The following is a 24,475-nucleotide window of genomic DNA, read 5'->3' on the forward strand; positions in this document are numbered from 1 at the left end:
CCCATGAGCCCCATGAGCCCCATGAGTCCTACGAGTCCTACGAGTCCTACGAGGGCGCGGCGCCGGTCGTGCAGCCGGCGGGCGAGGTGCCGGGGTCCGTCAGCGCGAGACCGAGCTGGGCGCGTTCGGTGACCCAGCGGCTCGGGCGGTGGCGCGGATCGCCCGTCGTGCGGTGCAGCGCCCGGTGCAGCTCCAACATCCGGTCCGCGCCGATCCGGTCGCCCCAGGCCAGCGGGCCGACGGGGTAGCCGAGTCCGGTGGTGACGGCCAGGTCGATATCGGCGGGGGCGGCGATGGAGCGCTCCGCGATGCCTGCCGCGACCGACACGATCGAGGCGAGCAGCCGCTGGGCGACCGAGCCCGCGGTGTCCCGCACCACCGAGACCGCCCAGGGCTCGTCGCCCTCCGCCGCGCGGGCCAGCACCGCGCGGGCGTCGCGCGCGGCGGCCGGGTCCGCCGCCGGGGTCACGGCCAGCACCCGGCGCCGTGCCGGCCGCGGGCAGCGGGTCCACGCCGAAGGTGCGCCCCGCGGGCAGCCCGTTCCCGGCGACCGCCTCGGCGACCGCGGTGCCCCAGACCGGAACCAGTACCAGGGCTTCGGCGGACGGCCCGGTGCCGGTCTCGACGACGGCACCCGCGGCGGTCAGCGCCGCCCGCAGCGCGGCCGCGTCCTGCCCCGCGGTGCCGTGGACGAACACCGGACGGTCCGCGTCGCCCGTGACCGGCGGTTCCGGCGCGGGGGCGGGCGCCTCGGGACCGTACGCGTACCAGCCGTGCCCGGTCTTGCGGCCGTGCAGTCCGGCCGCCACCCGGTTGGGGGTGAGGTAGGAGGGGCGGAGCCGGTCCGCGTACCGGAAGCCCTGCCAGATCGAGTCGATCACCGCGGCCGTCACATCCAGCCCGGTGAGGTCCATCAGCTCGAAAGGGCCCATCCTCAGGCCCAGTACGTCGCGGGCGATCCGGTCGATGTCCGCCGGGTCGCCGACCGTCTCCTCCAGCAGCGCGAGGGCCTCGGTGACCAGACCGCGGCCGGCGTGGTTGACCAGGAAGCCGGGGGTGTCGGCGACGGTGACCGCGCGGTGCCCGCAGCTCTCGACGAGCGCGGTGAGGACCGGCGGGATCTCCGGGCGGGTGGCCGCGCCGGGCACGATCTCGACGATCTTCATCAGCGGTACCGGATTGAAGAAGTGCAGCCCGGCCAGGCGCGTCGGGTCCTTCAGCGCCGCGGCGATCCGGGTGACCGACAGGGACGAGGTGTTGGTCGCGAAGACCGCCGTCGCGGGCAGCACCCGCTCCAGCCTGCCGAAGACCTCCGTCTTGGTGTCGAAGTCCTCCCGCACGGCCTCGACGACCAGCTCGACGTCCGGCCCCTCCGCCCAGGGGTCGTCGAGCGGGACCAGCCGCTCCAGGGCGGCGGCGCGGTCCTCGGTGGACATCCGGCCTTTCTGGACGGCCCGTTCGAGCATGGACCGTACGAAGTCCACGGCGGCCGTCACGGCATCCGTGCGCACGTCGCACAGCTCGACGGTGTGTCCGGCGGTCGCCGCCCACTGGGCGATGCCGCGGCCCATGGCCCCGGCGCCGACGATCCTGATACGCATGGCGGTTGCGGTCCTCTCGGGGTGTGACATGTGATCCGTCCGGTCGAGCGGCTGTGACATGTGATCTGTCCAAGCGAGCGGCTGTGACATGTGATCCGTCTCAGCGAAGATAGACGCGTTCCGGGTCCACGTCCTCGCGCAGCAGCCGGAGTTCGGACTCCGTCGGCGGGGGTACGGTCCCGACCGTGCCGGCCACCTTCAGGTCCCAGCCGGTCGCCGCCCGTACCTGTTCGACGGTGACGCCGGGGTGGACGGCGACCAGCCTCAGCTCCTCGCCGACGCCCGTGCAGGCCAGGATGCCCAGTTCGGTGACGACCCGGGTGACACCGGCGCCCAGCGGCCTGATGCCCTCGGCCAGTGCCCGGTCGGGGCCGGGGGTGGTGCAGAAGTCGAGGGTCCCGGTGAAGGAACGCGGATTGTGGCGGCGCATCACGACGAAGACCTCACGGGAGTTGGCCATCACCTCGATGCCGCCGCCGGAACCGGGCAGGCGGACCGCGGGGCTGTCCCAGTCCCCGATCACGGACGTGTTGAGATTGCCCCACCGGTCGATCTGCGCGGCGCCCAGGAACCCCACGTCGATATGGCCGCCCTGCAGGACACAGCCGAAGAGCGCGGGCATCGACAGCACCGCCTCGGCACCGGTGATCAGGACCGCGTCGGCGATGGTCTCCGGCAGGTGCGAGGGGTGCGCGCCGCACACCCCGGACTCGTACACGACCTCGATCTCCGGGGCGACCGTCAGATGCGCCAGCTCGGTGGCGAGCGTCGGCAGGCCGATGCCGGCGAACACGGTGCGGCGCGCGGCCAGTTCACGGGAGGCGACGACGGAGAGCAGCTCGGACGAGGTGATGCTGTCCGGTGCGGTGGTGGTGATGGTCATGGCACGTTCCTTCTCGTGTCCCGATTCCGTCGCCCTTCCTGCCTGTCCGCTCACAGCCGCCGCCCGTAGTTCACCGGCAGGCTCAGCGCCTCGCCGACCGCCAGGCCCGCCCAGTACTCCTCGCCGAGCTTGTCGACGTACTCCGCGTGGTCGGCCGTCCCGAGCACCCATTCGGCCAGCCACTCCTGGAGCCGCTGCGGATCCTTGCTGATGTGCGACCAGGCGCGGTAGAAGGCGTTGTCCCGGTCGTAGTACCCCTGCGCGAAGGAGGGGTGTGCGCCGCGCGGACAGACGACGACCGCGTCGACCGCGTGGGCGGGGACGAGCGTGCGGTTCGGGTCCGAGCGGATCACCACGTCGTCGACGATCTCCTCCACGACGACGACCGCCTTGTCCGCCGCGTACACCGCCTCGGCCTGGATGCCGGTCAGGCCCCAGATCTGGGTGTTGCCGCTGCGGTCGGCGCGCTGGGCGTGGATGATCGTCACATCCGGGTTGACGGGCGGTACGACATAGATCTGCTCGGGCTCGCCGTCCGGGCCGGGGTAGGGCGAAGTGACCTTGCGCAGACCGCTGTTGACGGACGGCAGATCGCTGCCGCCGTAGCTGCGCAGCGGATGGAACGGCAGCCGCTGGGCGCCGGCCAGGTAGCGGCAGATCATTCCGTAGTGGCTGTACTCCTCGAAGGCGAGCGGCGCCGGTTCACCGGTCTCGATGCGGCGGCGCAGTTCGCCGAGCGACCCGGCGGAGGAGTTGCCGACGAAGGAGGAGACCAGCCGCGAGACACAGCCCGCGGCGATCATCTGGTCCACCACGATGTCCGCGGTCATCCGGACCACGGTGAGGTCGCGGCGGCCCTGGCGGATGATCTCGTGGCCCGCGGCGGTCGGGACGAGATGGGTGAAGCCTTCGAGACAGACGGTGCCGCCGTCGTGGACGAAGGCGGTGATCGCCGCCTTCATCGACATCGTCTTGTCTTTCCGGTCCGTCGTGGCCACGGTGCTCCTCCGGCTCTGCTGGCGCGTCCTGGGTATGCGCGTCGCCCCACCGTGTCAGCGGCTATTGATTGCTGTCCAATACCAAATTAAGGTCGTATCGAGACGTCAGATTAATGAATCGGATCAGTCGGTCACCGGTCACCGGTCACCGGTCATCGGTCATCGGTCACCGATGACCGATGACCGATGACCGACGACGGCCGGCGGCCGGTAGACGGTAGCCGGTAGCCGAAGGAGCGTGCATGGAGCTGCGTCATCTGTCCGCGTTCGTCGCCGTGGCCGAGGAGCTGCACTTCGGGCGGGCCGCGAAACGGCTGCAGATGGCCCAGCCGCCGCTGAGCCAGCAGATCCGCCAGTTGGAGAAGGAGCTGGGCGTCCAGCTCTTCGAACGCAACACCCGGTCGGTGCGGCTCACCAGCGCGGGGGAGTCCTTCCTCCAGCCGGTACGGACCGTGCTCGACGACCTCGACACCGCGGTGCGCGCCGCGAAGGCGGCGGGCCGCGGCGAGTACGGGCGGGTCACCATCGGCTTCGCGGGCGCCTCCAGTCACGAGACGCTGCCGCTCCTCACCCGGGCCGTGCGCGCCGCCCACCCCGCCCTCGAACTGGTCATGAAGGGGCAGACCTACGCCAACGTCGCCCTCGACCGGGTCGCCGACGGCTCGCTCGACCTGGGCTTCGTCCGGCTGCCGGTGACCCAGCCGGGAGTGGCGTACCGGGTGATCGACGAGGAGGAGCTGGTATGCGCGCTGCCCTTCGACCACCCGCTCGCCCGGCTGGAGAGCGTCCCCATCGGTGTCCTGGCCGAGGAGTCCTTCGTCTCCTTTCCCGCCAACACCGGCTCCACCGTGCGCGACGCGATGGTCGGGGCCTGCGAGGCCGCCGGGTTCAACCCCCGGGTGGTCCAGGAGGCGCCCGACTCGTACACCATCCTGGCGCTGGTCGCCGCGGGAGTCGGCGTCACGCTCACTGTCACCTCCGTCCAGCACATCCAGCAGAACGGCCTCGTATACCGGCCCCTGGCCGGCCCGCCGATCCGGCTCCAGGCGGCGCTGGCCTGGCGCGCCGACAACCCCTCCGCCGCGCTGCGGGCGGTACTGGCGGTGGCGGAGGAGGCCCTGCCCACACCGTCGGGCCCGGCGGCGGGCCGAACCGCCGCAAGCCGGCATTGAGACGCGCCACGTCTTGAACCAGGGCGAACTGGATATTGGACCGACTCAGTCGCCGGGTGCAAGGGTCGGCGGCACACGCCACTCGCCTCCGAAAGGTCACGCCGTGCCCGATCAGCAGCTCGATGTCGTCATCTGCGAACCACTGCGCACCCCCATCGGCCGTTTCGGCGGAGTGTTCGCACAGCAGACGCCGGCCGCACTCGCCGCACGCGTCATCGCCGAGGTCGTGGCCCGTACCGGAATCGACCCCGCCGCCGTCGACGAGGTGATCCTCGGGCACTCCTACCCCTCCGCCGAGGCCCCCGCCATCGGCCGGGTCGCCGCTCTCGACGCCGGACTGCCCGAGACCGTCACCGGCTCCCAGGTCGACCGCCGCTGCGGATCGGGCCTCCAGGCCGTGCTCGACGCGGCGATGCAGATCCGGGCCGGGTTCAGCGAGGTCGTCGTCGCGGGCGGCGTCGACGTGATGAGCGCCGCCCCGTACTACACGCACGACGGCCGCTGGGGCATCAAGGGCCCCGGCCTCCAGCTCCACGACTCGCTGGCCCGGGGCAGGGTCACCGCGGGCGGCGTCAACCATCCCGTGCCGGGCGGCATGATCGAGACCGCCGAGAACCTCCGGCGTGCCTACGGCATCAGCCGTGCCGACCAGGACGCCCTCGCCCTGCGCTCGCAGCAGCGCGCCGGCCGGGCGGCGGCGGAGGGCCGGTACGACGCGGAGACCGTCCCGGTCACCGTACGCACCCGCAAGGGCGAGACCGTCGTCACCGCCGACGAGCACCCCCGCCCCGACACCACCGCCGAGCAACTCGCCGCGCTGCGCCCGATCATGGCGAAGTCCGACCCGGAGGCGACCGTCACCGCGGGCAACGCCAGCGGCCAGAACGACGCGGCCGCCGCCTGCCTGGTCACCAGCACCGCCACTGCCGAACGGCTCGGCCTCACCCCGCTGGTCCGGTTGGTCTCCTTCGCCCGTGCCGGGGTGCCCGCCGCGACGATGGGCATCGGCCCCGTCCCGGCGACCAGGGCCGCCCTCGACCGCGCCGGACTCACCCTCGCCGACCTCGACCTGATCGAGCTCAACGAGGCCTTCGCCGCCCAGGTGCTCGCCTGCACCCGCGAGTTGGGCCTCGGCGAGAAGGACCACGAGCAGCGCGTCAACGTCAACGGTTCCGGCGTCTCCCTCGGCCACCCGGTCGGCGCCACCGGCGCCCGTATCCTCGCCACGCTGACCCGTGAGCTGCACCGCCGCGAGGCCCGGTACGGGCTGGAGACCATGTGCATCGGCGGCGGACAGGGTCTCGCCGCGGTCTTCGAGCGGATCGCGGCCTGAGGTTCGGCCGACAGGTGCAGACCCCTGCCCCACGAGAAGAGAGACGAGAGGCCGGCCGCCATGCCGCCGACCGCGAACGGCAACCCGGAGATCCTCGCGCTGAGCGGGCGCGACCTCGGGCACTCCGACTGGAAGGAGATCACCAGGAACTCATCGACGCGTACGCGCACGTCTCCGGGGACCACCAGTGGATCCACACCGACGTCGAACGCGCCGCGTCCGGCCCGTACGGACGGACCATCGCGCACGGGTACATGGTGCTCAGCCGGGGCGTCCCGATGTCCGCCGAGCTGCTCCGGGTCGAGGGCGTGGGCCGCGCCCTCGACTACGGCGTCGACCGGGTCCGTCACCCGGCGCCCGTTCCGGATGCTGCTGCTCGGCGTCCTGCCACCAGGGGAGCTCGGCGGGTGATGTGGTCTGCACGGTGACTCCAGGATGCGGGACGGGGCTCGTCGTTGAGCCGCCGGCCCGCGTGGTGGGGGAAGGTCAGGGCCGGGCGATGCCTGCGACGAAGCGGGCGGTCAGGGCGGTGGGTGCGGTGATGGCGGTGCCGACGACGACGCTGTGGGCGCCGCGTGCCAGGGCCTCGGCGGCCTCCTCGGGGGTGTTGATACGGCCTTCGGCGACCACCGGGACGTCGATCGCGGCGGCGAGCGCGGAGACCAGGGTGAGATCGGGGCCGGTCTGCTCCGGCGTGCCCGGCACATAGCCGGAGAGGGTGGTGGAGACGAAGTCCGCGCCCTGCCCGGCCGCGGCGATGCCTTCGGCGAGCGTGGAGACGTCGGCCATCACCAGGGCCCCCGCCCCGTGCACCGCCGCGACCAGCTCGGCGAAGGTGGAGCCGTCGGGGCGCGGCCGGTCGGTGGCGTCGGCGGCGACCACATCGGCGCCGGGCGGTGCCTGCCCAGCCGCGGATGGAGTCGGTGGCGCTGGTGACCATGCCGGTACGGGGGTCGACGACCCCGGCCGCCGCGATGCCGAGCGCCATGGCCAGCCGACCCGGATCGACGGCCGCGGCCGCCCCGGCGAGTGCGTCCAGCACGGCCGCCGCGCCGTCCCGGGCCGGGGTGGGCCGGGTGTGCCGGGACAGGATCGTGCCGTCGGGGCCGAGGAGTGCGGCGGCGATCTTCGTACCGCCGAGGTCGAGCCCGATCACCGCGGCACCTGTTCTGCCGGCGGACGGCCGGGAGCGGTCGTTCATCGGACCGGCGGCAGGCCGGCGGCGCGCAGGCGCTGGGAGACCAGGGCGACGGATTCGGCGCTCAGCTGGATCTGCGGGAAGGCGGTGTCGCCGCAGGCGATGACGCCGAGCAGTCGGAGCGCCGCCTTGAAGGAGCCGAGCGCCGAGGAGCTGCGGCCCATGTCCGCCTCCGGACCGGCGTCGACCATGGCGAACAGCTCGACGAGCCGCTCCTGCTCCTTCGCGGCCAGCTCCCACTTCCCGGCCCGCGCGGCGTCGTAGAGCCGTACGTAACCGGCCGGGTCGACATTGCCGATGCCCGGCACGACACCGTCGGCCCCGGCCAACAGGGCCGCGTCCACCGTGAGTTCGGAACCGGTGAGCATGCTGAAGCGCGGCGCCGGTCCGTCCGTGCGGCCCTCGCGGCCACCCAGCTCGACGATCAGGCGGCGCAGTCCGCCCTCGTCACCGCTGCTGTCCTTGAGTCCGGCCAGCGTGCCGTCCTCGGCGAGCTCGCGCACCAGCGCGGGGGAGAGCTTGTTGTGCACGGCGACCGGGATGTCGTACGCGAACAGCGGCAGGTCGACCACCGCGCGCAGCCGCCGGAAGTGCTGGGCGATCTCCTTGCCGTGGGTGCGGGTGTAGAACGGCGCGGTCGCCACCAGGGCGTCCGCACCCAGTTCGGCGGCGGACCTGGCGTGCTCGACGACACGAGCGGTGGTGGTGTCGATGACACCGGCGAGGACCGGGACCCGGCCGTCGGCCGTATTGACCACGGTCTCCAGCGCCGTGGCGCGCTGCTCGTCGGTGAGGTACGCGACCTCGCTGGTGGAGCCGAGCGCGAACAGCCCGTGCACACCACCGCCGATGAGGTGCTCGACGAGCCGGGCGAGGGACGCGGTGTCGACCTCCCCCCGGGGGTCGAGCGGGGTGCAGACCGGCGGGACGACGCCGTGCAGCGGTGAGGTCAGGGACATGGTGAGGGCTCCAGCTCGGTCGATGCGCCGATCCGTGGCCCGAGGCAGCTGCACGGATCGAGACGTGAGACGTAAGATGTCCTATGTCTGGCTCACCTTAAACAGATGCTCCTGTGACCGGTCAAGGGGCAATCGCACCTCGGGAGGATGTTGTGGCGCGCCCCACCATGGCTCAGGACATAGAGCGCCGGCTCAAGGAGCTGATCCTGGAACGCAGACTCGGCCCCGGTGACGCGCTGCCCACCGAGGCGGAGCTGATGGAGCTCTTCGGGGCCGGCCGGGTATCGGTGCGCGAAGCCCTCAAGGCCCTCCAGGCCGTCAACGTCGTGGAGATCCGCCGCGGCTACGGCACCTTCGTCGGCTCGCTCTCCCTGTCACCCTTCGCCGAAGGGCTCGCCTTCCGTGCCGCCGTCCGTCACCGGCGGGGGGAGCCGGGTCTCTTCGAGCTCATGAAGGTGCGGGAGGCGCTGGAGGCCGGTCTGGTCGGCGCCGTCACGGCCGGCATCCCCGACGAGGACCTCGACGTGCTGCGCGGCCTCGTCGCGAAGATGGACGCCGAGTCCCGCGACGGCGGCCGGGTGGCGCGCGGCACCGACCGCGCCTTCCACCTCGCGCTCTACGCCTCGCTCGACAATCACCTGCTCAGCGAGGTGCTCGACGCGTTCTGGGCGGCCATGGACCGGGTGCGCGAAGATCTCGACGACGGCCATCAGGACCCCATGGCCACCTGCGCCCAGCACCGCGAGATCGTCGAGGCGGTCGCGGCGGCCGACGGCGAACGCGCGGTGCGCGCCATGCGCACCCACTTCGACGGCATCCGCACCCGCCTCGCACCGTCGCCGGTCCCGCAGCCGGGGTGACGGACGCCTTCCGGCGGCGGAGGATCGGGGCCGCCCGGTCCCTCAGCGCCCCGGCGTCGCCCCGGTGATTGCGGTGACGGCCATCCGGACCGCCCGGTCCGTCACCGCCCGGGGGGCGTCGCCGTTCTCGATCGCCGTCGTGGCCGCGTTGACGATGCCCTGGAGGAGCAGCGCCGTGCGCCGCGGGTCCTCCTCGCCCAGCTCGGTCAGCGCGCCGATCAGCGGGGTGAGCAGCTCCCGGTGGGCGCGCACCGCGCTCTCCCGTACCACCGTCGCGTCCCGGACCCCGGCCAGCGCCTGGGCGATCCGGTGCTCCCCGCCGCGCACCAGCTCCAGCTGGGGCGACACATAGGCGGCGATCTTCTCCTGCGGCGTACCGGCCGCCGACAGGCCGGCCCGGATGGCGTCCGTCCAGCGCGGCATCGCGTCCTCCACGACCGCGGCGAGCAGCTCGGGGCGGCCGGGGAAGTACTTGTACACGCTGTTGCGGGCGAGGCCCGTGGCCCTGGCGACCGCGGTGAAGGTCACGGCCTCGGCGTCGCCGCCCTCCAGCAGTTCGCGCGCCGCCCCGCTCGTGGTCGGCGCCTTCTTCGCCGTGTGGACCGTGCAGCGGCAGCCCGAACTCGCCCTGCTGCGCGCACTGGGCGCCTCCCGCCGGCGGCTGCTCGCCCACACCGTGCTCCAGGCGGCCCTGGTCGTCGTCCTCGGCACCGCGGCGGGCGCCGTGCTCGCCGGAGCGGTCGGGCTGCTGGTCGGTGAAAAGGTGCCGTTCAGCCTGCCCGCCACCACCCTCGCCGCCACCATGTGCACCGTCGCGGCCGTCGGCCTCGCGGGCACCGCCCTGACCCTGCGCCGGGTCACCGCAGCCGACCCGCTGACCATGCTGGGAGCCAACCGATGAGCCTCGAACTGACCGGCGTCACTGTCGAGTTCGGCCGCGCCGACGCCCGTACCGCCGTCTTCGACGGCCTCGACGTCACTTTCGGACCCGGCCGGATGACGGCCCTCGTCGGCCCGTCGGGCTCCGGCAAGTCCACGCTGCCCGCCGTCGCGGGACCGCTGCTGCGGCCCACCGCGGGACAGGTCCTGCTGGACGGCGAGGACCTCGCCGGACTCTCCGACGCCCGGCGCGCCGAGGCGCGCCGCGAACGGATCGGCTACATGTTCCAGAGCGGCAATCTGCTCTCCGGACTGGCCGCCGTCGACCAGCTGCTCGCCGCGGTGTACATCGGTGGCCGACGCCCCCGCGCGCACCGCTCCCGCGCCGAGGAGGCCCTGCCCCGGGTGGGCCTCGGCCATCGCCTGCGCCACCGCCCCGAACAGCTCTCCGGCGGCGAACGCCAGCGCGTCGCCCTGGCCCGTGCGCTCTTCCTCTCCCCGAAACTGCTGCTGATCGACGAACCGACGGCGGCCGTCGACCGGTCCCAGGCCGGCGAACTGGCCGCGCTCCTCGCCGAACGCACCCGCCAGGACGACTGCGTCACGGTCGTGGCCACGCACGACCCGGCCGTGGCGGAGGCCGCCGACCGGGTCGTGGACATGGCCGCGCTGACCGCCGACGCGGCTCCGACAGCACGGCCCGGCCGCTGACCCGGCCCCGCGATCGGGACCGCGACCGGCCCAGTGACCGCGACCGGCCCAGTGACCGCGACCGGCCCCGCGACCGGGTCCGTCATTGCCGCTGGACGCTGCCGTACAGATAACTGTCGGCGCCGTTCAACGCGGCGCGGCTGAGCGCGTCCACCTCGGCCGGCCCCATCGTCGGCCAGTCGGGTGTGTTCTCGACGAGCTCCCGCCCCAGCCTGCGGCCGAGTCCGACCAGGCGGGCCCCCTCGGCGGAACGCTCCTCCGCGTACCGGTGCAGGGCACCGTGGGTGATGCTGTCACCGGTGACGACCCAGGTGGCGGGAGTGTCGCTGTTCAGGGCCGTGGAGATCCTGCCCAGATCGGCGAGGTCGGGGCGGGGGCTCTGCGCGACCAGTTCGGCCTCGTCGAGCACCCGGTCCCAGACCGCGGCCCGCTCGATCGTGCCGGTGCAGAACCACTCGCCGCCGGGGTGGTCGCTGTCGAGATTGCGGCCGAGAGCGAGTGCGCTCAGCCCGGAGACGGCGGCGAAGAAGGAGTGCCGCGCCGTCTCGAAGACCTTGCGTCCGCCGGCGTGCAGCCGGGTGCCGGAGGAGTCGACGGTGACGGCGACGGTATGACGCAACCCGTCGTCATACCGTGTCTTGGTCATGACATTGATCAGCGCCGCACCCTTCTCGCGCACGGAGAACTGAAGGGCGCCGCCGCTCAGGTTCAGCGTGATGTCGGACGAGGGCTCGGTCGGATCGGAGGCGCTGAGCAGGGTCATCGCCTCGTTGTGGCTGGTGGTGCGGAAGGTGACGACGATGGTCCCCGCGGTGAGCGGGGCGAGTGCGCCGACCCGGTTCGACAGGTCGACGTACTCGCTGCCGTCCAGGTCCACGGGGGTGCCGTGGTCCAGGAGCGGGCCGCCGCCCGAAGCGGCGGCGAAGGCGCGGCCGCCGAGCCGGGAGCTCAGGGCCGCCGCGCCGACGGCAAGAAGCACGGATCGTCTGCGCACGGAAGGTGCCTCCGGTCAGGAGTGGCCGGCCCGCCCCGACGGAGGGTCTGCGAAAAGGGAACGCACCCAGGCCAGTTGCTCCCGCTGCTGATACGCCGCGCCACCCTCGTGCCCGTTGAACTCGTAGACGCGTACGTCCTTGGGGCCCGCGTAGTGGTTGTACGCGGTGAAGCAGGTGGAGGGCGGGCAGATCTCGTCCATCATCGCGATCGCGAACAGCGCGGGAGCGGTGGCGCGGGTGGCGAGCAGTGCGGCATCGAAGTACGACAGGGTGGTGAAGGCCGTCCCGGTGCGGTCGCGGTGGAGCTTGAGGTATTCGGCCATCTCGGTGTAGGGCGGCCGACCCGAAATCTCCGCGCCGCGCCGGAAGTTGCAGAGGAACGGCACATCCGGCATCACCCCGGCCAGTCCCGGCACCAGCCCCGACACCGCCAGGGCGATGCCGCCGCCCTGGCTGACCCCGGTCACGACGATCCGGTCCGGATCGACCGCGGGGTGCTCGCGCATCGCCTCGACACAGCGCACCGCGTCGGTGAACACCCGCCGGTAGTAGTACGTTTCGGGGCTCTCGATGCCGCGGGTGAGGAAGCCGGGTACGGCGCCGGCCGCACCGGCGTCCGTATCGGCGGTGGAACCGCTCGCGGCCGACCAGCCCTGACCACGGGTGTCCATGATCAGGTGCGCGTGACCGGCGGAAGCCCAGAGCGGATTCTCGTGCGCCAGGCCGCGCCCACGTCCGTAACCGAGGAACTCGACCACGCAGCCGAGGGGTTCGGTGGCCCCGGCCGGCAGATGCAGCCAGCCGCGGACCGGACGTCCGGCGAAGCCGGGCAATGTCACATCGTACGTACGGACCTGGGTGAGCCCGGTGTCCACGGGCGCGAACACCGGCTTCGGCACCGGACCGCCGGCGGCGGACGCCTCGCTCAGGGTGCTCGACCAGAAGGCGTCGAAGCCGTCCGGAACCGGCAACTCGGGCCGGTATTCGCGGCAGTCCGCGAGCGAGAGGTCCCGGCAGGGCCCGGTCGCGTCTCCCCGGAAGGGCGGGCGGCAGGGTCAGTCCGGGGCGTTGTCGCGGGCGCGGGCCTCGGAGATCCGGCGCCTGACCGGGGCGTAGTGCTCGCCCAGCGCCTTCATGAAGCCGGTGATGTCCCCGGCCCGCGCGGCGTCCACGATGTTCTGGTGGGCCGCGATCGTCGCCATCTCGTCGGCGTGCGTGAATCCGTCGAGATGCGGCGCGACGATCGAGTACACGTCCCAGAAGGCCATCGAGAGCTGGCCGATCAGCTCATTGCCGAGCGGCGCCACCAGGAGCGCGTGGAACGCCCGGTCCGCTTCCACGAAGCCGTGCCCGTCATGGGCGCCGGTCCTGCGCATCGTGGCGACCAGGCCGTCCAGCGAGTCGAGCTGGTCCTTGCTGAGCAGCGAGACGATCCGGTCGGCCATCCCGCGCTCGAAGAGCTCGCGTACGTCGACGAGGTCGGCCATCACCTGGAAGTCGTCGTCGGGGGAGAGCAGCCCGCGGAAGGTCAGGCTCTCCACCAGGGCCGACAGGCTCAGCCTGCCCACGTACGTGCCGTGCCCGTGCCGCACCTCCACGATGTCCAGCGCGTTGAGGATCTTGACCGCCTCGCGGACGCTGGAGCGGCTGGCGCCGAGCGCCTCGCACAGGGCCGGCTCGGTGGGCAGCGGGTCCCCGGGGCGGAGCCGCTTTTCGAGGATGTAGCGCTTGATGCCCTCGACGACTTCCTGCCGGAGCAGCTGCCGGCCGGGCCTCGCACCGGACATATGTGAACTCCCCACCTCTTGACCCCTCTCGATTGTCCAGTTACGTTCCCACGCTATCAAGGCATCAGACATCTGACGTCTGATGCTCTCGGTTCCTCGATCCCTCGCGATCCCGCGTTCCGTCACCCGTTTCCCCGCCAGTTTTCCGCCCTTACGTTCCACCTTCGACGTCCCTGGAGGACCCGTGACCGAGCTGAGACCAGCCGGTGTCGAGCGCCGCACCTTCCTGCGATACACCGGCGCTGTCGGCGCGGCAGCAGCCATCACGGCGAGCCTTTCCGCCTGCGGCGGACCGTCCTCGACCGCTGACGGCACGGCGGACAAGGGCAGCGGCAGCGGCCTCGTCGAGGCCGGTCTCTCGTACCCCCTGTCCACCGGCTTCGACCCGATGATCACCTCGGGCGCGACTCCGTACGCCGCCAATATGCACATCTTCGAGGGCCTCGTGGATCTCGATCCGGCAACACTCGTGGCCCGCTCGCCGACGAACCGACCACCGCCCTCGACGTCACCGTCCAGGCCCAGGTCGTCGAACTCCTCGTGGAACTGCGCGACGAACTCGGCTTCGCCATGGTCCTCGTCTCCCACGACCTCGCCCTCGTCGGCGACCTCTCGCACCGGGTCGCCGTGATGTACGCGGGCCGCCTCGCCGAGATCGGCGCCACCCGCTCCGTACTCACCGGCCCCACCCACCATTACAGCCGCGGCCTGCTCGGCTCGGTCGTTTCCCTGGAGGCCGGCGCCGACCGGCTGCACCAGATCCGCGGCATCGTCCCCGCACCCCAGGGCTTCGGTACCGGCTGCCGCTTCGCCTCGCGCTGCGAAGCGGCCACCGATCTGTGCCGTACCACCGCACCCGAACTCACCGCCCGCGACGCCGCGAACGACCACGGCTTCGCCTGCCACCACCCGGCGAAGGCCGCACAACTGGAAGGGAGCGCCCGGTGATCAGGCTCGACGGCGTCCACGTACGCCACAAGGCACGCAGCGGCGGAGTCTTCCGCCGGGACGCGGTGCATGCCCTCACCGACGCCACCCTGGAGGTCGAGCGCGGCGAGATCGTCGGCCTGGTCGGTGAGTCCGGCTGCGGCAAGTCCACCCTGGCCCGGGTACTGACCGGCCTGCAGAAGCCCACCGAGGGCGAGGTCAGCTTCCACGGCCGCGACCTGTGGACGATGTCCGCGGCGCAGCGCCGCGACGACTTCGGCTCCGCCGTCGGCGTCGTCTTCCAGGACCCGTCCACCGCCCTCAACCCCCGGCTCACGGTCCGTCAGATCCTCCGTGACCCGCTCGATGTGCACAAGCGGGGCACCCGCGAGGCGCGCGAGGCACGCGTCGAGGAACTCCTCGACCTGGTCGGCCTGCCCGGCCACACCCTCGCCACGCTCCCCGGACAGCTCTCCGGCGGCCAGCGCCAGCGCGTCGCCATCGCCCGCGCACTGGCCCTGGAACCGGAACTGATCGTCGCCGACGAACCGACCTCCGCCCTCGACGTCTCCGTCCGCGCCCAGGTGCTCAACCTCCTGGTCGATCTGCGTGAACGCCTGGGGCTCGGCATGGTGTTCATCTCGCACGACATCCAGACCGTGCGCTACCTCGCAGACCGCCTCGCCGTCCTCTACCTCGGCCGGATCGTGGAGGAAGGGCGTGCGGCCGACGTGGTGGGCGCCCCGGTGCACCCGTACACCGAGGCACTGCTCTCCGCGACCCCGAGCCTGCTGGAGACCACCGAACGCATCGTGCTCACCGGGCCGGTGCCCTCGGCGACCAACCCGCCGTCCGGCTGCCCGTTCCGCACCCGCTGCTGGAAGGCCGACGACGCCTGCGCCACGGTCTTTCCCGCCGCGGCCTCCGGTCCGGACGGACACCGCTGGCACTGCGTCCACCCCCAGAACCCCACGTCCCCCGCCGGGCACCCGGCCCCCGTACCGTCCGCAAGGAGCACCGCATGACCGCCCGGAACCCCCGCTACACCGGAGTGATCCCGCCCGTCGTCACCCCGCTCACCGCGGACGGCGAGATCGACCGCCCCTCCCTGGAGCGGGTCGTGGGGCATCTGCTCGACGGCGGCGTCAGTGGCCTGTTCGCCCTCGGCAGCTCGGGGGAGACCGCCTATCTGACGCCCGGCCGGCAGGACGAGGTCATCAAGGTCATCACGGCCGCCTGCGCCGGTCAGGTCCCGGTGCTCGTCGGCGCGATCGAGACCACCACCGGCCGGGCGATCGAGCGGGCCCGCGCCGCCGAAGCGCTCGGCGCCGACGCCGTCGTCGTCACCGCCCCCTTCTACACGCGCACGCACGACACCGAGATCGACCGCCACTTCCGCGACATCGCCGCCGCTCCCGACCTGCCGGTCCTGGCGTACGACGTACCGGTCTGCGTGCACAGCAAGCTCGACCCGGAACTGCTGCTGCCGCTCGCCGCGGACGGCGTACTGGCCGGGGTCAAGGACTCCAGCGGCGACGACGGCTCGTTCCGCCGCCTGGCCATCGGTGCCCGTGAGCTCCCGGAGTTCTCCGTGCTCACCGGGCACGAGCTGGTCGTCGACGCGATGATGCTCGGCGGCGCCGACGGTTCGGTCCCCGGGCTCGGAAACGTGGACCCGCACGGGTACGTACGTCTCCACGAGGCCGCGGTACGGGGCGACTGGGCCACCGCCAGGGCCGAACAGGACCGCCTGGTCGCGCTCTTCGACATCGTCCGTGCGGCCCGCCCCGGCACGGCGTCCGCCACCGCCGCGGGACTCGGCGCGTTCAAGACGGCACTCATGCTGCGCGGGATCATCGACACGAATGCGATGAGCGCGCCGATGCGTCGCCTGGACGCGGCCGAGACCGCCGAGATCGCGGCCTGCCTGGACCGCGCGGGGCTCGCCCGGGTGTGAGCCGGCCCGAATCAAAGGACAGCGGTCCGTCGTCACAGCCCCGGCCGTGACGACGGACCGCTTCTTTTCGGTCCGCTAGCTGTCGACCGCGCCGGTCAGCTCTTCGAGGCGCGGGTACGGCGGACCAGCACGGTTCCACCGAGCACCATGGCCGCGGCGGCTCCGCCGGCCATCCCCAGGTTGGCGTCGGCACCGGTGTGCGCCAGCTGCGGCGGCTTGTGGTGGTGGTGCGGCTTGTGGTGGTGGTGCGTCGGCGGCTGGTGGTGGTGCGCCGGGGGCTGGTGGTGGTGGTGCGCCGGCGGCTGGTGGTGGGTCGGGGGCTTGTGGTGGGTCGGGGGCTTGTGGTGGGTCGGGGGCTTGTGGTGCGGGGGAGGGCAGTCCGGAGTGTGGTGGTGCGGCGGCTTGTGCGTCGTCGGCGGCTTGTGCGGCGGGTGGACCGGGGGCTTGTGCGGGGGGTGGACCGGGGGCTCGTGCGGCGGGTGCACCGGCGGCGGCGGGGTCTCGTATCCACCGGACTCGTTGCCGCACTTGTTCCCGAACGCAGGGTTCAGCGCACCGATGACATCGACGGTGTTGCCGCACACGTCGACCGGAACGTCCACCGGAGCCTGGATGTTGTTGCCGGACAGCACCCCGGAGGAGCCGACCGCGCCGCCCTCGGCGCTCGCACCCTGGCCCCCGCCGTCCTGACCGTCCGGGTTCACGCACTCGTTGCCGAACGCGGAGTTCAGCAAACCGATCACATTCACCGTGTTGTCACACACATTGACCGGCACGTGCACCGGGACCTGCACGTTGTTACCCGAGCCGACGCCGGGCGAACCGAGGGCCGCGCCGTCGGCGGAGGCATCCGCGAACGCGTATCCGCCGGCTGCGGTCAGGATCCCTGATGCCGCCGCCATCACCAACACGCTCTTACTCAAGGCTTTTCGCATTGATTGCCCCTTCTTAGGACATTCCGTGCGAGCGGAACGCTCGCAGTTCATTTGTCAGGCCGGTGCGGGCGCCGCCGGAGGCCACCCCGGCGGTGCCCGTGCGCGACTCGGTAAGCGGCGGTTACGGAAAGCGCAGAGACCACGAAGACGTGCGCTTCATGTGGAAGAGTCCTTGGCTTCTGCCGGTCAAGCGCCCGAACTGCACGCTTGTGACACTCATAACGAGGAGGGTTTGTTCAGGAAACCAGAATGGTCGTGGAAGTTGTGTGTCCACACGAATGGAGTACGCGTACGGGTGGGAACCGACCCCGCCCGGCGTGTAGGGGGCTCGGATCGACGGATGGAAAAATGGCTGGTGGGGCCGGGGAGCAACCGGGCGGATCGATTCTGTCCGCGAGCCCTTGAAGCGCTGTTTCGTACTGTTGTGCGTGCACCCCTGGCATTCGGGTGAATGGAGAGAACCAAACGCCCGGTCGTGAGTTGGGCAGGGCGCTCCGGTAAGGGGCATCCAGTACGAGAAGGGTTAATCGTGATCAAGAAGGTTCTGGCTACGGGTGCCGTTGCCGCCTCCATCCTCGGTCTGGGCGCGACGCAGGCCATGGCCATCGGCGACGACGGCGGTACGACCTCGATCAACGGCAACGGAGCCTCGCAGTCGTTCGGCAACGCCGAGACCCACGGTGACGGCAGCCCGCAGTTCGGTCTGGTCCAGGGCAGCCTGAACAAGCCGTGCATCGGCCTGCCGGCCAAGGCCGACGTCGGCTCGCTCATCGGCCTGATCCCGGTCACGGTCCAGGACATCAACGTGCTGTCCTCGCCGCAGAACCAGCAGTGCACCGAGAACTCCACCCAGGCCAAGGGCGACGAGCCGCTGTCGCACATCCTGGACGGCATCCCGGTGCTCTCCGGCAACGGTGCCGGCAACAGCTGATCCAGCCGCAACGACAGGCCCGGGCCGCCGGCGTTCCTCCTCCGCGCGTCCCGGGCCTGTTGCTGCCGTCCCCCGGCAGTGGCGCATCCGATTGTCGGAAGAACTTTCCGGTGATATCAAGCGATCGATATTGCGTCGTTCGGGCGATCTTTCGAGAATCTTCCGCCAGAAGAGTTTCGCCTGCGGTCTGAAATCGTTACGAATTACATCGGCGGGGTTATGAGTGATCGGTTTCGCACTCGTGCGGCACGAAAGACGTGGCCGCTTCGGACTCCGTCCAAGAAAGGGAACAAAGTGAAGTACACCAAGGTTGCCGCCATCGCCGCCGGAACCCTGATGGCGATGGGTGCCGCCGCGCCCGCATTCGCCGACTCCGGTGCCAAGGGCGGCGCTGCTTTCTCTCCGGGTGTGGTGTCCGGCAACAACATCCAGGCCCCGATCCACGTCCCGGTCAACCTGTGCGGCAACACCGTGGACGTGATCGGTCTGCTCAACCCCACTTTCGGCCACACCTGCGGCAACGTCTGACCTCTGGTCGGACGAGCCGGTCGCTCATGACCGAAGGCCCCGGATCCCATTCCCATGCGATCCGGGGCCTTCCCCCTTTCCTTCCGGCATTCGATCGGGTGGTCCCGCAGAAAAACCGACCCCGTCCAGTTGCCGTGTCGCAACCGCATCGTTACCCAGGGCGAAAGCGGCAGAAGGCACGGCTAAAGAAGGCTCGTGCGGCGCGGGTACGCGACCGAAACAGATGCCGCTGCAGAAGGGAACCCGATAGTGAAGTACGCGAAGACTGCTGCGTTCGTTGCCGGTTCCGTGGTTGCTCTCGGAACGGCTGCTCCCGCCTTCGCCGTCACCAACGCCACGGCCCCCAACTTCAGCCTCAACGGAGGCGTCAACCAGGTGGTGGGGGACGCCCCGAAGGCTGTCGACCCGATCGTGAACACGGTCGGTGGCGCCGCGGAGTCGGTGCAGAAGAACGGCACCGTCGCCAAGCTGGCCGGCCAGGCGACCGGCGCGGCCAAGGGTGCGGCCCCGCTCATGGGCGGCCTGCCGCTCGGCGGCTGATCCGTCGCGCCACGGCAGTTCCCCGCCGGCCCCGGCCTTTCGTATTCCTCCGGTGCTGCGAATTCGGCGAACAACCGAATGTAGAAGCACCGTTCGAGTGAATCGGCACAACCATCCCCGTTGTCGTGAGTTGATCAGGGCGCTCCGGACAGGCGGGCAACAGAAAACCCAGAAGGGCTATTTCATGATCAAGAAGATTATGGCCTCGGCAGCCGTCGCTGCTTCGATCGTCGGCGTCTCCGCCGCGATCGCCCCGCAGGCCATGGCCATCGGCAACGATGGTGGCACGACGTCGGTCAACGGCAACGACGCCATCCAGTCGTACGGCAACTCCGCCACCCACGGCGACATGAGCCCGCAGTTCGCGCTGATCCAGGGCTCGCTCAACAAGCCCTGCATCGCGCTGCCGGCCAAGGCCAACGTCGGTTCGGTCCTCGGGGCCATCCCGATCTCGGTCCAGGACCTCAACGTCCTGTCCTCGCCCCAGAACCAGCAGTGCACGGAGAACTCCACCCAGGCCAAGGGTGACGAGCCGCTGTCGCACATCCTGGACGACATCCCGGTCCTGTCCGGCAACGGCGTCGGCAACAACTAAGGCCGTACCGCTCCGGACGCTCCTCGCCGGTGTTCGAACCGGCAGGGGAGCGCGCCGCGGGCAGCTTCGAGCCCGCCTGTACGCAGTACCCGAAACACCCGTGGGGCCGACGCATCCGCACGGCAGCCGTTCATCGGCCGCCCGGATGCGTCGGCCCCACTCGTATGTCCGGACTCGGGTGTCCGGTGCGCCACGGCCCTCGAAGGGGCGGGTGGACTGGGCCGGTTGCCGTAGTGACGGCGGACGTCACCCGCCGGACCGGGTAGGGGCCACTCATGGACCAGTACGACAGTCAACGCCCCCGCGGCCGGCAGTGGCACGCACAGGACGGCACACCCATCTACGACCGACTGCTCGCCGAGTGGCAGGCCGCCCACGGCGGTCAGGAGCCGGCGCCACCCGCGGAGCCCGACCGGCCGTACGCGGGAAGCCGGGTCCCCGCAGCCCGCACCTCCGGCGAAGCCGTCGACGGGTGACCGAAGGTGATCGAACTCATGCCGGATCGAACCCGTTTGAGTGGTACCGCGGAACCGACGCTTCCGTAGCGGGTTGATCAGTACGTTCCACAACGGGACGCTCCGAAAGGTGAAGCGTGATGAAGAAGATGATGGCCGGCGCAGCAGTGGCCGTGTCCCTGGTCGGCCTGTCCGCCGCAGCGGCCCCCGCGGCCATGGCGATCGGCAATGACGGGGGCACCACGTCGGTCAACGGCAACGGCGCCGTGGACGAGTTCGGCAACAGCGTGACCCGGGGCGACGGCAGCCCGCAGGTCCAGCTCGTCCAGGGCACGCTGAACAAGGCTTGCGTCGGCCTGCCGCTCAAGGCCAACGCCGGTTCGCTCGTCGGTCTGCTGGTGCCGGTCGCGGTCCAGGACGTCAATGTCCTGGCCTCGCCGCAGAACCAGCAGTGCGCCGACAACTCCACCCAGGCCAAGGGTGACGAGCCGCTGTCGCACCTCGTCGACGACATCCCGGTGCTCTCGGGCAACGGGATCGCCAACGACTGATGTGACCGATGTGCGGGCTGCCCGGGGATTCCCCGAGGTCACCCGCACCGCGGCGCACCGCGCCGCACAGGAAGGATCCGGGGCACTGCCCCAGGGCTCCACGTATGAGGATGCCCACCGCGCCACGGGGGCGGTGGGCATCCGGCGTACCCGGGCGGGTCAGCCCAGGCTGCGTACCGGAAGGACGCAGTGGGCGGCGGTCGTGATGACCTCCGGGTCGGCCGCGAAGGACCGCAGCAGTTCCTCGCTCACCGGCCGGCCCGGTGTGCCCTGGGGCCACGGGCGGGTGGCGAACATCGCATGCACCTCGCCCCGCTGGCCGGCCGCGGCCAGCCACTCGGGCGGTGCGGGGTACTGGGCCGTGAAGTGAGGCAGCGTCAGGACCGCCTGGCCGGCCTGGACGAGCAGCTTCACCTGGAGCCCCGGGGTCTCGGCGGCGTACACGGGAGCGCTGCCGACCGGCAGTCCGGTGCGTTCCAGGGCCACGCGCATGGCGGCCTCGCCGGTGGCGGGGCCGTCCGTACCGTCGCCCAGCGAGTAGACGAGAAGGAAGGCGACGTCGTTGCCGTCGGCGGGGTGTTCGCCGCTCCACCCGATCAGTGTGATCGTGCCCAACTGGGCTTGTGTGAACGTGCCGGTGGAGGTCTGGGGTGAGGTCATGCTCGGCACCATAACGGCCCCGGACCGGTCGTTGTGCATGAGTATCACCTGATCGAGGGAGATAAGCGGATATCTCTGGTGGATGCGGCTCGAATCGTCTCCGCCCGACGGCTGCCCACGGCTTCGATCAAATGTGTTGAGCCGCCCGACGTGGACGGACTATGGTGTCCACTGTTCCGGACGGCGGAGATCAACCACCGCTGTCGGTCCCGTGCTTGAACCAGGAGGTGAGGATCGTGATGACTGTCGCTGCGATGGGCGCTGCCCATAACCCGAAGAGCATCGTTCCCACCCCCGTGGTCGCCGGCTGACCTACTCCGTAACTCTCCGCGCCGTTTGCGCGTTGCCGGGGCCACCCCTTTGAAGGGTTTCCCTTGTCTTTCCCGTCTTTTCCGTCCGCTTCTTCTCTTCAGGGCTCGTCCGCGTCGCATCCGCTGTCCCCGTACGGCTGGGACGACGCGTGGGCGGCCGAATTCGCACCGTACGCCGAGCAGGGTCTGCTGCCCGGACGTGTGGTGCGGGTGGACCGCGGCCAGTGCGACGTCGTCACCCCGCACGGCACGCTCCGGGCCGACACCGCCTTCGTCGTCCCGCGCGATCCGATGCGGATCGTCTGCACCGGCGACTGGGTCGCGGTCGACCCGGACGGTGATCCGCAGTTCGTACGGACGCTGCTGCCCCGGCGTACCGCCTTCGTCCGCTCGACCTCGTCGCAGCGCTCCGAAGGACAGGTGCTCGCCACCAACGTGGACCACATCGTCATCTGCCTCTCGCTCGCGGTCGAGTTCGACCTGGGGCGGGTGGAACGCTTCCTCGCGCTCGCCATGTCCAGCTCCAGCGGTGACGCGCTGCTGCGGGACGGCGGGCCGGCCGGGGACGGCGCCGCCGAGCCGATCGTGGTGCTGACCAAGGCCGACCTCGTACCGGACGCCGCCACGCTGTCGTACCTCGTCCAGGACATCGAGGGCGTCGCCCCCGGTGTCCAGGTGCTGACCGTCAGCTCCGCCACGGGGGAGGGGCTCGATGTCTTCTCCGTCATCGTCTCGGGCGGCACGAGCGTGCTGCTCGGGGCGTCCGGTGCGGGCAAGTCGACCCTCGCCAACACCCTTCTAGGCGACGACGTGATGGAGGTGCAGGCCGCCCGTGACGTCGACGGCAAGGGCCGGCACACCACCACCACCCGCAATCTGCTGGTCCTGCCCTCCGGGGGCGTGCTGATCGACACCCCCGGGCTGCGCGGGGTCGGGCTCTGGGACGCGGAGGCCGGTGTCGGTCAGGTCTTCTCCGAGATCGAGGAGCTGGCCGAGCGGTGCCGGTTCCACGACTGCGCCCATGAGACGGAGCCCGGCTGCGCGGTGCTCGCCGCGATCGAGGACGGTTCGCTGCACGAACGCCGCCTCGACAGCTTCCGCAAGCTGCTGCGCGAGAACCAGCGCATCGTCGCCAAGACCGACGCCCGGGTGCGGTCGGAGATCCTGCGCGACTGGAAGCGGAAGGGTGCCGAGGGCCGGGCCGCCATGAACGCGAAGCGGGGCCGGGTGCGGTAGAGGCGGTTCCCCGCTCCGCGACCGGCCACGGTCGTCGGCCGGTGGTCCGCGTCCGAAAACCGCGAGTGCGGTACCGGCGGGTGCCGCACACTGGACGGTGTGATGGACGAACGGACCAGGTACGAGGCGGTGAGCAGCCGCGATGCCCGATTCGACGGGGAGTTCTTCTTCGCCGTCGAAACGACCGGCATCTACTGCCGGCCGAGCTGCCCCGCCGTCACGCCCAAGCGGAAGAACGTCCGCTTCTACCCGACCGCGGCCGCCGCGCAGGGCCATGGTTTCCGGGCCTGCCGGCGCTGCCGCCCGGACGCCGTGCCCGGCTCGGCGGACTGGAACGTCCGGGCCGATGTCGTGGGCCGGGCCATGCGGATGATCGGTGACGGTGTGGTCGACCGGGAGGGCGTGCCCGGTCTCGCCCACCGGCTCGGCTACAGCTCGCGCCAGGTGCAGCGGCAGCTCAACGCCGAGCTGGGCGCGGGCCCGGTCGCGCTCGCCCGCGCCCAGCGGGCCCACACCGCGCGCGTGCTGCTCCAGACGACCGGGCTGCCCGTGACGGAGATCGCCTTCGCGGCGGGCTTCGCCAGTGTGCGCCAGTTCAACGACACGATCCGGCAGATCTACGCCCGCACGCCGAGTGCGCTGCGGGCCGAGGCCGGGACGGGGCTGGGAGCGGCGGTCCGGGAGGCGCGGACCACCGGGATCCCGCTGCGGCTCGCCCACCGGGGACCGTACGCGGCCCGCGAGGTCTTCGATCTCCTGGCCGCTGAGACGGTCGCCCGGATCGAGGAGGTCAGCGGTGCGGCCGGTGCCCGTACCTACCGGCGCACCCTGCGGCTTCCGTACGGCACGGGCATCGTGGCCGTCGACGAGCGGTCCGCCGGGTCCTGGCTGGACGCCCGGATCCACCTCACGGACCTGCGGGACCTGACGACGGCCGTCCAGCGGCTGCGTCGGCTCTTCGACCTGGACGCCGATCCGTACGCCGTCGACGAGCGGCTCGGCGCCGACCCGCGACTCGCACCGGGCATCGCCGCCCGCCCCGGACTGCGTTCGCCGGGTGCCGCGGACCCGGAGGAGTTCGCCGTACGGACGCTGGTGGGCAGGGACGGGGCGGAGCGGCTCGTGGAGACGTACGGGAAGCTCCTGGACGTGCCCTGCGGCGGGCTCACGCATGTGTTCCCCGAGCCGGGTGTGCTGGCCGGGGCGGCGGACGGCCCGGAGGTCAGGGCGCTGGCGTCCGCGCTCGCCGACGGGGACGTACGGCTCGACGCCGGGGCCGACCGCGACGAGGCCGAGCAGGCACTGCTGCGGCTGCCGGGGATCGGCCCGGCAGCCGCGGCGCTGATCAGGATGCGTGCGCTCGGTGATCCGGATGTGGATCCGGAAGGGCGGCCCGAGTCGGACCTGTGGCGGCCCTGGCGTTCGTACGGGGTGCGCCACCTGGGGCTCCTGGGCCTGTTGTGAGCGGGCCCG

Annotated in this window: 23 protein-coding genes and 7 pseudogenes; 18 read left to right on the forward strand and 12 right to left on the reverse strand. The window is 71.5% G+C overall.

The genetic code is table 11. The annotated features are described in order from the left end of the window. Window positions 1-46: 46 nt before the first annotated feature. From OG611_RS32750 to OG611_RS32760, 3 genes and pseudogenes are all read right to left on the reverse strand, one after another. Window positions 47-1,601, reverse strand: a pseudogene (locus tag OG611_RS32750) (3-hydroxyacyl-CoA dehydrogenase). A 100-nt stretch (window positions 1,602-1,701) separates the two neighbouring features. Beyond that, window positions 1,702-2,484, reverse strand: a complete 783-nt coding sequence (locus tag OG611_RS32755; protein WP_266428523.1) for a CoA-transferase subunit beta — start codon at window positions 2,482-2,484, stop codon at window positions 1,702-1,704. A 50-nt stretch (window positions 2,485-2,534) separates the two neighbouring features. After that, the gene (locus tag OG611_RS32760; protein ID WP_266431359.1) at window positions 2,535-3,452 is read right to left on the reverse strand and encodes a CoA transferase subunit A; all 918 of its coding nucleotides are present in this window, start codon (window positions 3,450-3,452) and stop codon (window positions 2,535-2,537) included. A gap of 272 nt (window positions 3,453-3,724) precedes the next feature. Here OG611_RS32760 and OG611_RS32765 point away from each other — a divergent pair, with 272 nt between their 5' ends. The 3 genes and pseudogenes from OG611_RS32765 to OG611_RS32775 all read left to right on the forward strand — a co-directional run. Next, complete coding sequence (locus OG611_RS32765) at window positions 3,725-4,654, forward strand: LysR family transcriptional regulator (RefSeq protein ID WP_266428525.1); 930 nt, start codon at window positions 3,725-3,727, stop codon at window positions 4,652-4,654. Between the two features lie 103 nt (window positions 4,655-4,757). Continuing rightward, window positions 4,758-5,987: an acetyl-CoA C-acetyltransferase gene (locus tag OG611_RS32770; protein WP_266428527.1), complete on the forward strand. Its 1,230-nt coding sequence runs from the start codon at window positions 4,758-4,760 to the stop codon at window positions 5,985-5,987. Between the two features lie 60 nt (window positions 5,988-6,047). Next, a pseudogene (locus tag OG611_RS32775) lies at window positions 6,048-6,352 on the forward strand (MaoC/PaaZ C-terminal domain-containing protein); the annotation flags it as partial. A 121-nt stretch (window positions 6,353-6,473) separates the two neighbouring features. Here OG611_RS32775 and OG611_RS32780 read toward each other — a convergent pair. From OG611_RS32780 to OG611_RS32790, 3 genes and pseudogenes are all read right to left on the reverse strand, one after another. Beyond that, window positions 6,474-6,878 (reverse strand): annotated as a pseudogene (locus OG611_RS32780) (N-acetylmannosamine-6-phosphate 2-epimerase); the annotation flags it as partial. 1 nt (window position 6,879) lies between these two features. Next, a pseudogene (locus OG611_RS32785) lies at window positions 6,880-7,188 on the reverse strand (ROK family protein); the annotation flags it as partial. After that, window positions 7,185-8,144: a dihydrodipicolinate synthase family protein gene (locus OG611_RS32790; RefSeq protein WP_266428532.1), complete on the reverse strand. Its 960-nt coding sequence runs from the start codon at window positions 8,142-8,144 to the stop codon at window positions 7,185-7,187. The gene OG611_RS32790 and the pseudogene OG611_RS32785, both read right to left, overlap by 4 nt. A 152-nt stretch (window positions 8,145-8,296) precedes the next feature. On the opposite strand from OG611_RS32790, the gene OG611_RS32795 reads away from it, so the two are divergent. Further along, the gene (locus OG611_RS32795) at window positions 8,297-9,004 is read left to right on the forward strand and encodes a FadR/GntR family transcriptional regulator (protein WP_266428535.1); all 708 of its coding nucleotides are present in this window, start codon (window positions 8,297-8,299) and stop codon (window positions 9,002-9,004) included. A gap of 42 nt (window positions 9,005-9,046) precedes the next feature. Here the strand turns inward: OG611_RS32795 and OG611_RS32800 are convergent, their stop codons facing one another. Continuing rightward, window positions 9,047-9,559: a TetR/AcrR family transcriptional regulator gene (locus tag OG611_RS32800; protein WP_266431360.1), complete on the reverse strand. Its 513-nt coding sequence runs from the start codon at window positions 9,557-9,559 to the stop codon at window positions 9,047-9,049. Between OG611_RS32800 and OG611_RS32805 the strand changes: the two genes are divergently transcribed. Together OG611_RS32805 and OG611_RS32810 are read left to right on the forward strand one after the other, a co-directional pair. Then, entirely contained in the window at window positions 9,504-9,905 is a 402-nt protein-coding gene (locus OG611_RS32805) for an FtsX-like permease family protein (RefSeq protein ID WP_266428538.1), read from the forward strand. The two genes, OG611_RS32800 and OG611_RS32805, sit on opposite strands and share 56 nt — an antisense overlap. Beyond that, the gene (locus tag OG611_RS32810; protein ID WP_266428540.1) at window positions 9,902-10,594 is read left to right on the forward strand and encodes an ABC transporter ATP-binding protein; all 693 of its coding nucleotides are present in this window, start codon (window positions 9,902-9,904) and stop codon (window positions 10,592-10,594) included. Before OG611_RS32805 ends, OG611_RS32810 begins: the two co-directional genes overlap by 4 nt. A gap of 82 nt (window positions 10,595-10,676) precedes the next feature. Here OG611_RS32810 and OG611_RS32815 read toward each other — a convergent pair whose 3' ends face one another. From OG611_RS32815 to OG611_RS32825, 3 genes and pseudogenes are all read right to left on the reverse strand, one after another. Beyond that, the gene (locus tag OG611_RS32815; protein ID WP_266428543.1) at window positions 10,677-11,588 is read right to left on the reverse strand and encodes a laminin G domain-containing protein; all 912 of its coding nucleotides are present in this window, start codon (window positions 11,586-11,588) and stop codon (window positions 10,677-10,679) included. A gap of 15 nt (window positions 11,589-11,603) precedes the next feature. Then, window positions 11,604-12,599, reverse strand: a pseudogene (locus OG611_RS32820) (acetylxylan esterase); the annotation flags it as partial. A 45-nt stretch (window positions 12,600-12,644) separates the two neighbouring features. After that, a complete protein-coding gene (locus OG611_RS32825; RefSeq protein WP_266428546.1) occupies window positions 12,645-13,376 on the reverse strand; it encodes a FadR/GntR family transcriptional regulator in 732 nt (243 codons plus the stop codon). A 184-nt stretch (window positions 13,377-13,560) separates the two neighbouring features. On the opposite strand from OG611_RS32825, the pseudogene OG611_RS32830 reads away from it, so the two are divergent. The 4 genes and pseudogenes from OG611_RS32830 to OG611_RS32845 form a co-directional block, all read left to right on the forward strand. Next, window positions 13,561-13,854, forward strand: a pseudogene (locus OG611_RS32830) (twin-arginine translocation signal domain-containing protein); the annotation flags it as partial. Continuing rightward, window positions 13,854-14,324: pseudogene (locus OG611_RS32835) on the forward strand (oligopeptide/dipeptide ABC transporter ATP-binding protein); the annotation flags it as partial. The pseudogenes OG611_RS32830 and OG611_RS32835, both read left to right, overlap by 1 nt. Continuing rightward, complete coding sequence (locus OG611_RS32840) at window positions 14,321-15,328, forward strand: ABC transporter ATP-binding protein (RefSeq protein WP_266428549.1); 1,008 nt, start codon at window positions 14,321-14,323, stop codon at window positions 15,326-15,328. The pseudogene OG611_RS32835 and the gene OG611_RS32840, both read left to right, overlap by 4 nt. Continuing rightward, window positions 15,325-16,260, forward strand: coding sequence for a dihydrodipicolinate synthase family protein (locus tag OG611_RS32845; RefSeq protein ID WP_266428551.1), 936 nt, complete (start codon window positions 15,325-15,327; stop codon window positions 16,258-16,260). The genes OG611_RS32840 and OG611_RS32845 overlap by 4 nt, the downstream gene beginning before the upstream one ends. Before the next feature lie 95 nt (window positions 16,261-16,355). Here OG611_RS32845 and OG611_RS40770 read toward each other — a convergent pair whose 3' ends face one another. Then, entirely contained in the window at window positions 16,356-17,171 is an 816-nt protein-coding gene (locus tag OG611_RS40770; protein ID WP_323180333.1) for a chaplin, read from the reverse strand. A gap of 553 nt (window positions 17,172-17,724) precedes the next feature. On the opposite strand from OG611_RS40770, the gene OG611_RS32860 reads away from it, so the two are divergent. From OG611_RS32860 to OG611_RS32885, 6 genes are all read left to right on the forward strand, one after another. After that, window positions 17,725-18,126 carry a rodlin gene (locus OG611_RS32860; RefSeq protein ID WP_266428553.1) on the forward strand — a complete coding sequence of 134 codons (402 nt, stop codon included), beginning with the start codon at window positions 17,725-17,727 and terminating at the stop codon, window positions 18,124-18,126. 294 nt (window positions 18,127-18,420) lie between these two features. Continuing rightward, complete coding sequence (locus tag OG611_RS32865; RefSeq protein ID WP_323180288.1) at window positions 18,421-18,654, forward strand: chaplin; 234 nt, start codon at window positions 18,421-18,423, stop codon at window positions 18,652-18,654. Window positions 18,655-18,903: 249 nt separating this feature from the next. Continuing rightward, window positions 18,904-19,194 (forward strand): hypothetical protein, encoded by a 291-nt coding sequence (locus OG611_RS32870; RefSeq protein ID WP_266428556.1) that lies wholly within the window; start codon window positions 18,904-18,906, stop codon window positions 19,192-19,194. A gap of 184 nt (window positions 19,195-19,378) precedes the next feature. Further along, window positions 19,379-19,789 carry a rodlin gene (locus tag OG611_RS32875; RefSeq protein ID WP_266428558.1) on the forward strand — a complete coding sequence of 137 codons (411 nt, stop codon included), beginning with the start codon at window positions 19,379-19,381 and terminating at the stop codon, window positions 19,787-19,789. Between the two features lie 275 nt (window positions 19,790-20,064). Further along, window positions 20,065-20,265, forward strand: coding sequence for a hypothetical protein (locus tag OG611_RS32880; RefSeq protein WP_266428561.1), 201 nt, complete (start codon window positions 20,065-20,067; stop codon window positions 20,263-20,265). Window positions 20,266-20,384: 119 nt separating this feature from the next. After that, window positions 20,385-20,795, forward strand: a complete 411-nt coding sequence (locus OG611_RS32885; protein ID WP_323180289.1) for a rodlin — start codon at window positions 20,385-20,387, stop codon at window positions 20,793-20,795. A gap of 159 nt (window positions 20,796-20,954) precedes the next feature. Here the strand turns inward: OG611_RS32885 and OG611_RS32890 are convergent, their stop codons facing one another. After that, entirely contained in the window at window positions 20,955-21,455 is a 501-nt protein-coding gene (locus OG611_RS32890; RefSeq protein WP_266428567.1) for a DUF5949 family protein, read from the reverse strand. Window positions 21,456-21,829: 374 nt separating this feature from the next. On the opposite strand from OG611_RS32890, the gene rsgA reads away from it, so the two are divergent. Both rsgA and OG611_RS32900 read left to right on the forward strand, forming a co-directional pair. Further along, window positions 21,830-23,002: a ribosome small subunit-dependent GTPase A gene (gene rsgA / locus OG611_RS32895; RefSeq protein ID WP_266428569.1), complete on the forward strand. Its 1,173-nt coding sequence runs from the start codon at window positions 21,830-21,832 to the stop codon at window positions 23,000-23,002. A 102-nt stretch (window positions 23,003-23,104) separates the two neighbouring features. Then, complete coding sequence (locus OG611_RS32900; RefSeq protein ID WP_266431363.1) at window positions 23,105-24,466, forward strand: DNA-3-methyladenine glycosylase 2 family protein; 1,362 nt, start codon at window positions 23,105-23,107, stop codon at window positions 24,464-24,466. Window positions 24,467-24,475 lie beyond the last annotated feature (9 nt).

Origin of the sequence: Streptomyces sp. NBC_01363 (genome assembly GCF_026340595.1) — a bacterium.
Lineage (GTDB): Bacteria > Actinomycetota > Actinomycetes > Streptomycetales > Streptomycetaceae > Streptomyces.

Bases quoted from the DNA above. Each gene is read 5' to 3' on its own strand.
- OG611_RS32890 (WP_266428567.1), bottom strand. From the start codon at position 21,455: ATGACCTCACCCCAGACCTCCACCGGCACGTTCACACAAGCCCAGTTG.
- OG611_RS32825 (WP_266428546.1), bottom strand. From the start codon at position 13,376: ATGTCCGGTGCGAGGCCCGGCCGGCAGCTGCTCCGGCAGGAAGTCGTC.
- OG611_RS32755 (WP_266428523.1), bottom strand. From the start codon at position 2,484: ATGACCATCACCACCACCGCACCGGACAGCATCACCTCGTCCGAGCTG.
- OG611_RS32810 (WP_266428540.1), top strand. From the start codon at position 9,902: ATGAGCCTCGAACTGACCGGCGTCACTGTCGAGTTCGGCCGCGCCGAC.
- OG611_RS32880 (WP_266428561.1), top strand. From the start codon at position 20,065: ATGGACCAGTACGACAGTCAACGCCCCCGCGGCCGGCAGTGGCACGCA.
- OG611_RS32760 (WP_266431359.1), bottom strand. From the start codon at position 3,452: ATGTCGATGAAGGCGGCGATCACCGCCTTCGTCCACGACGGCGGCACC.
- OG611_RS32765 (WP_266428525.1), top strand. From the start codon at position 3,725: ATGGAGCTGCGTCATCTGTCCGCGTTCGTCGCCGTGGCCGAGGAGCTG.
- OG611_RS32900 (WP_266431363.1), top strand. From the start codon at position 23,105: ATGGACGAACGGACCAGGTACGAGGCGGTGAGCAGCCGCGATGCCCGA.
- OG611_RS32885 (WP_323180289.1), top strand. From the start codon at position 20,385: ATGAAGAAGATGATGGCCGGCGCAGCAGTGGCCGTGTCCCTGGTCGGC.
- OG611_RS32845 (WP_266428551.1), top strand. From the start codon at position 15,325: ATGACCGCCCGGAACCCCCGCTACACCGGAGTGATCCCGCCCGTCGTC.
- OG611_RS32875 (WP_266428558.1), top strand. From the start codon at position 19,379: ATGATCAAGAAGATTATGGCCTCGGCAGCCGTCGCTGCTTCGATCGTC.
- OG611_RS32790 (WP_266428532.1), bottom strand. From the start codon at position 8,144: ATGTCCCTGACCTCACCGCTGCACGGCGTCGTCCCGCCGGTCTGCACC.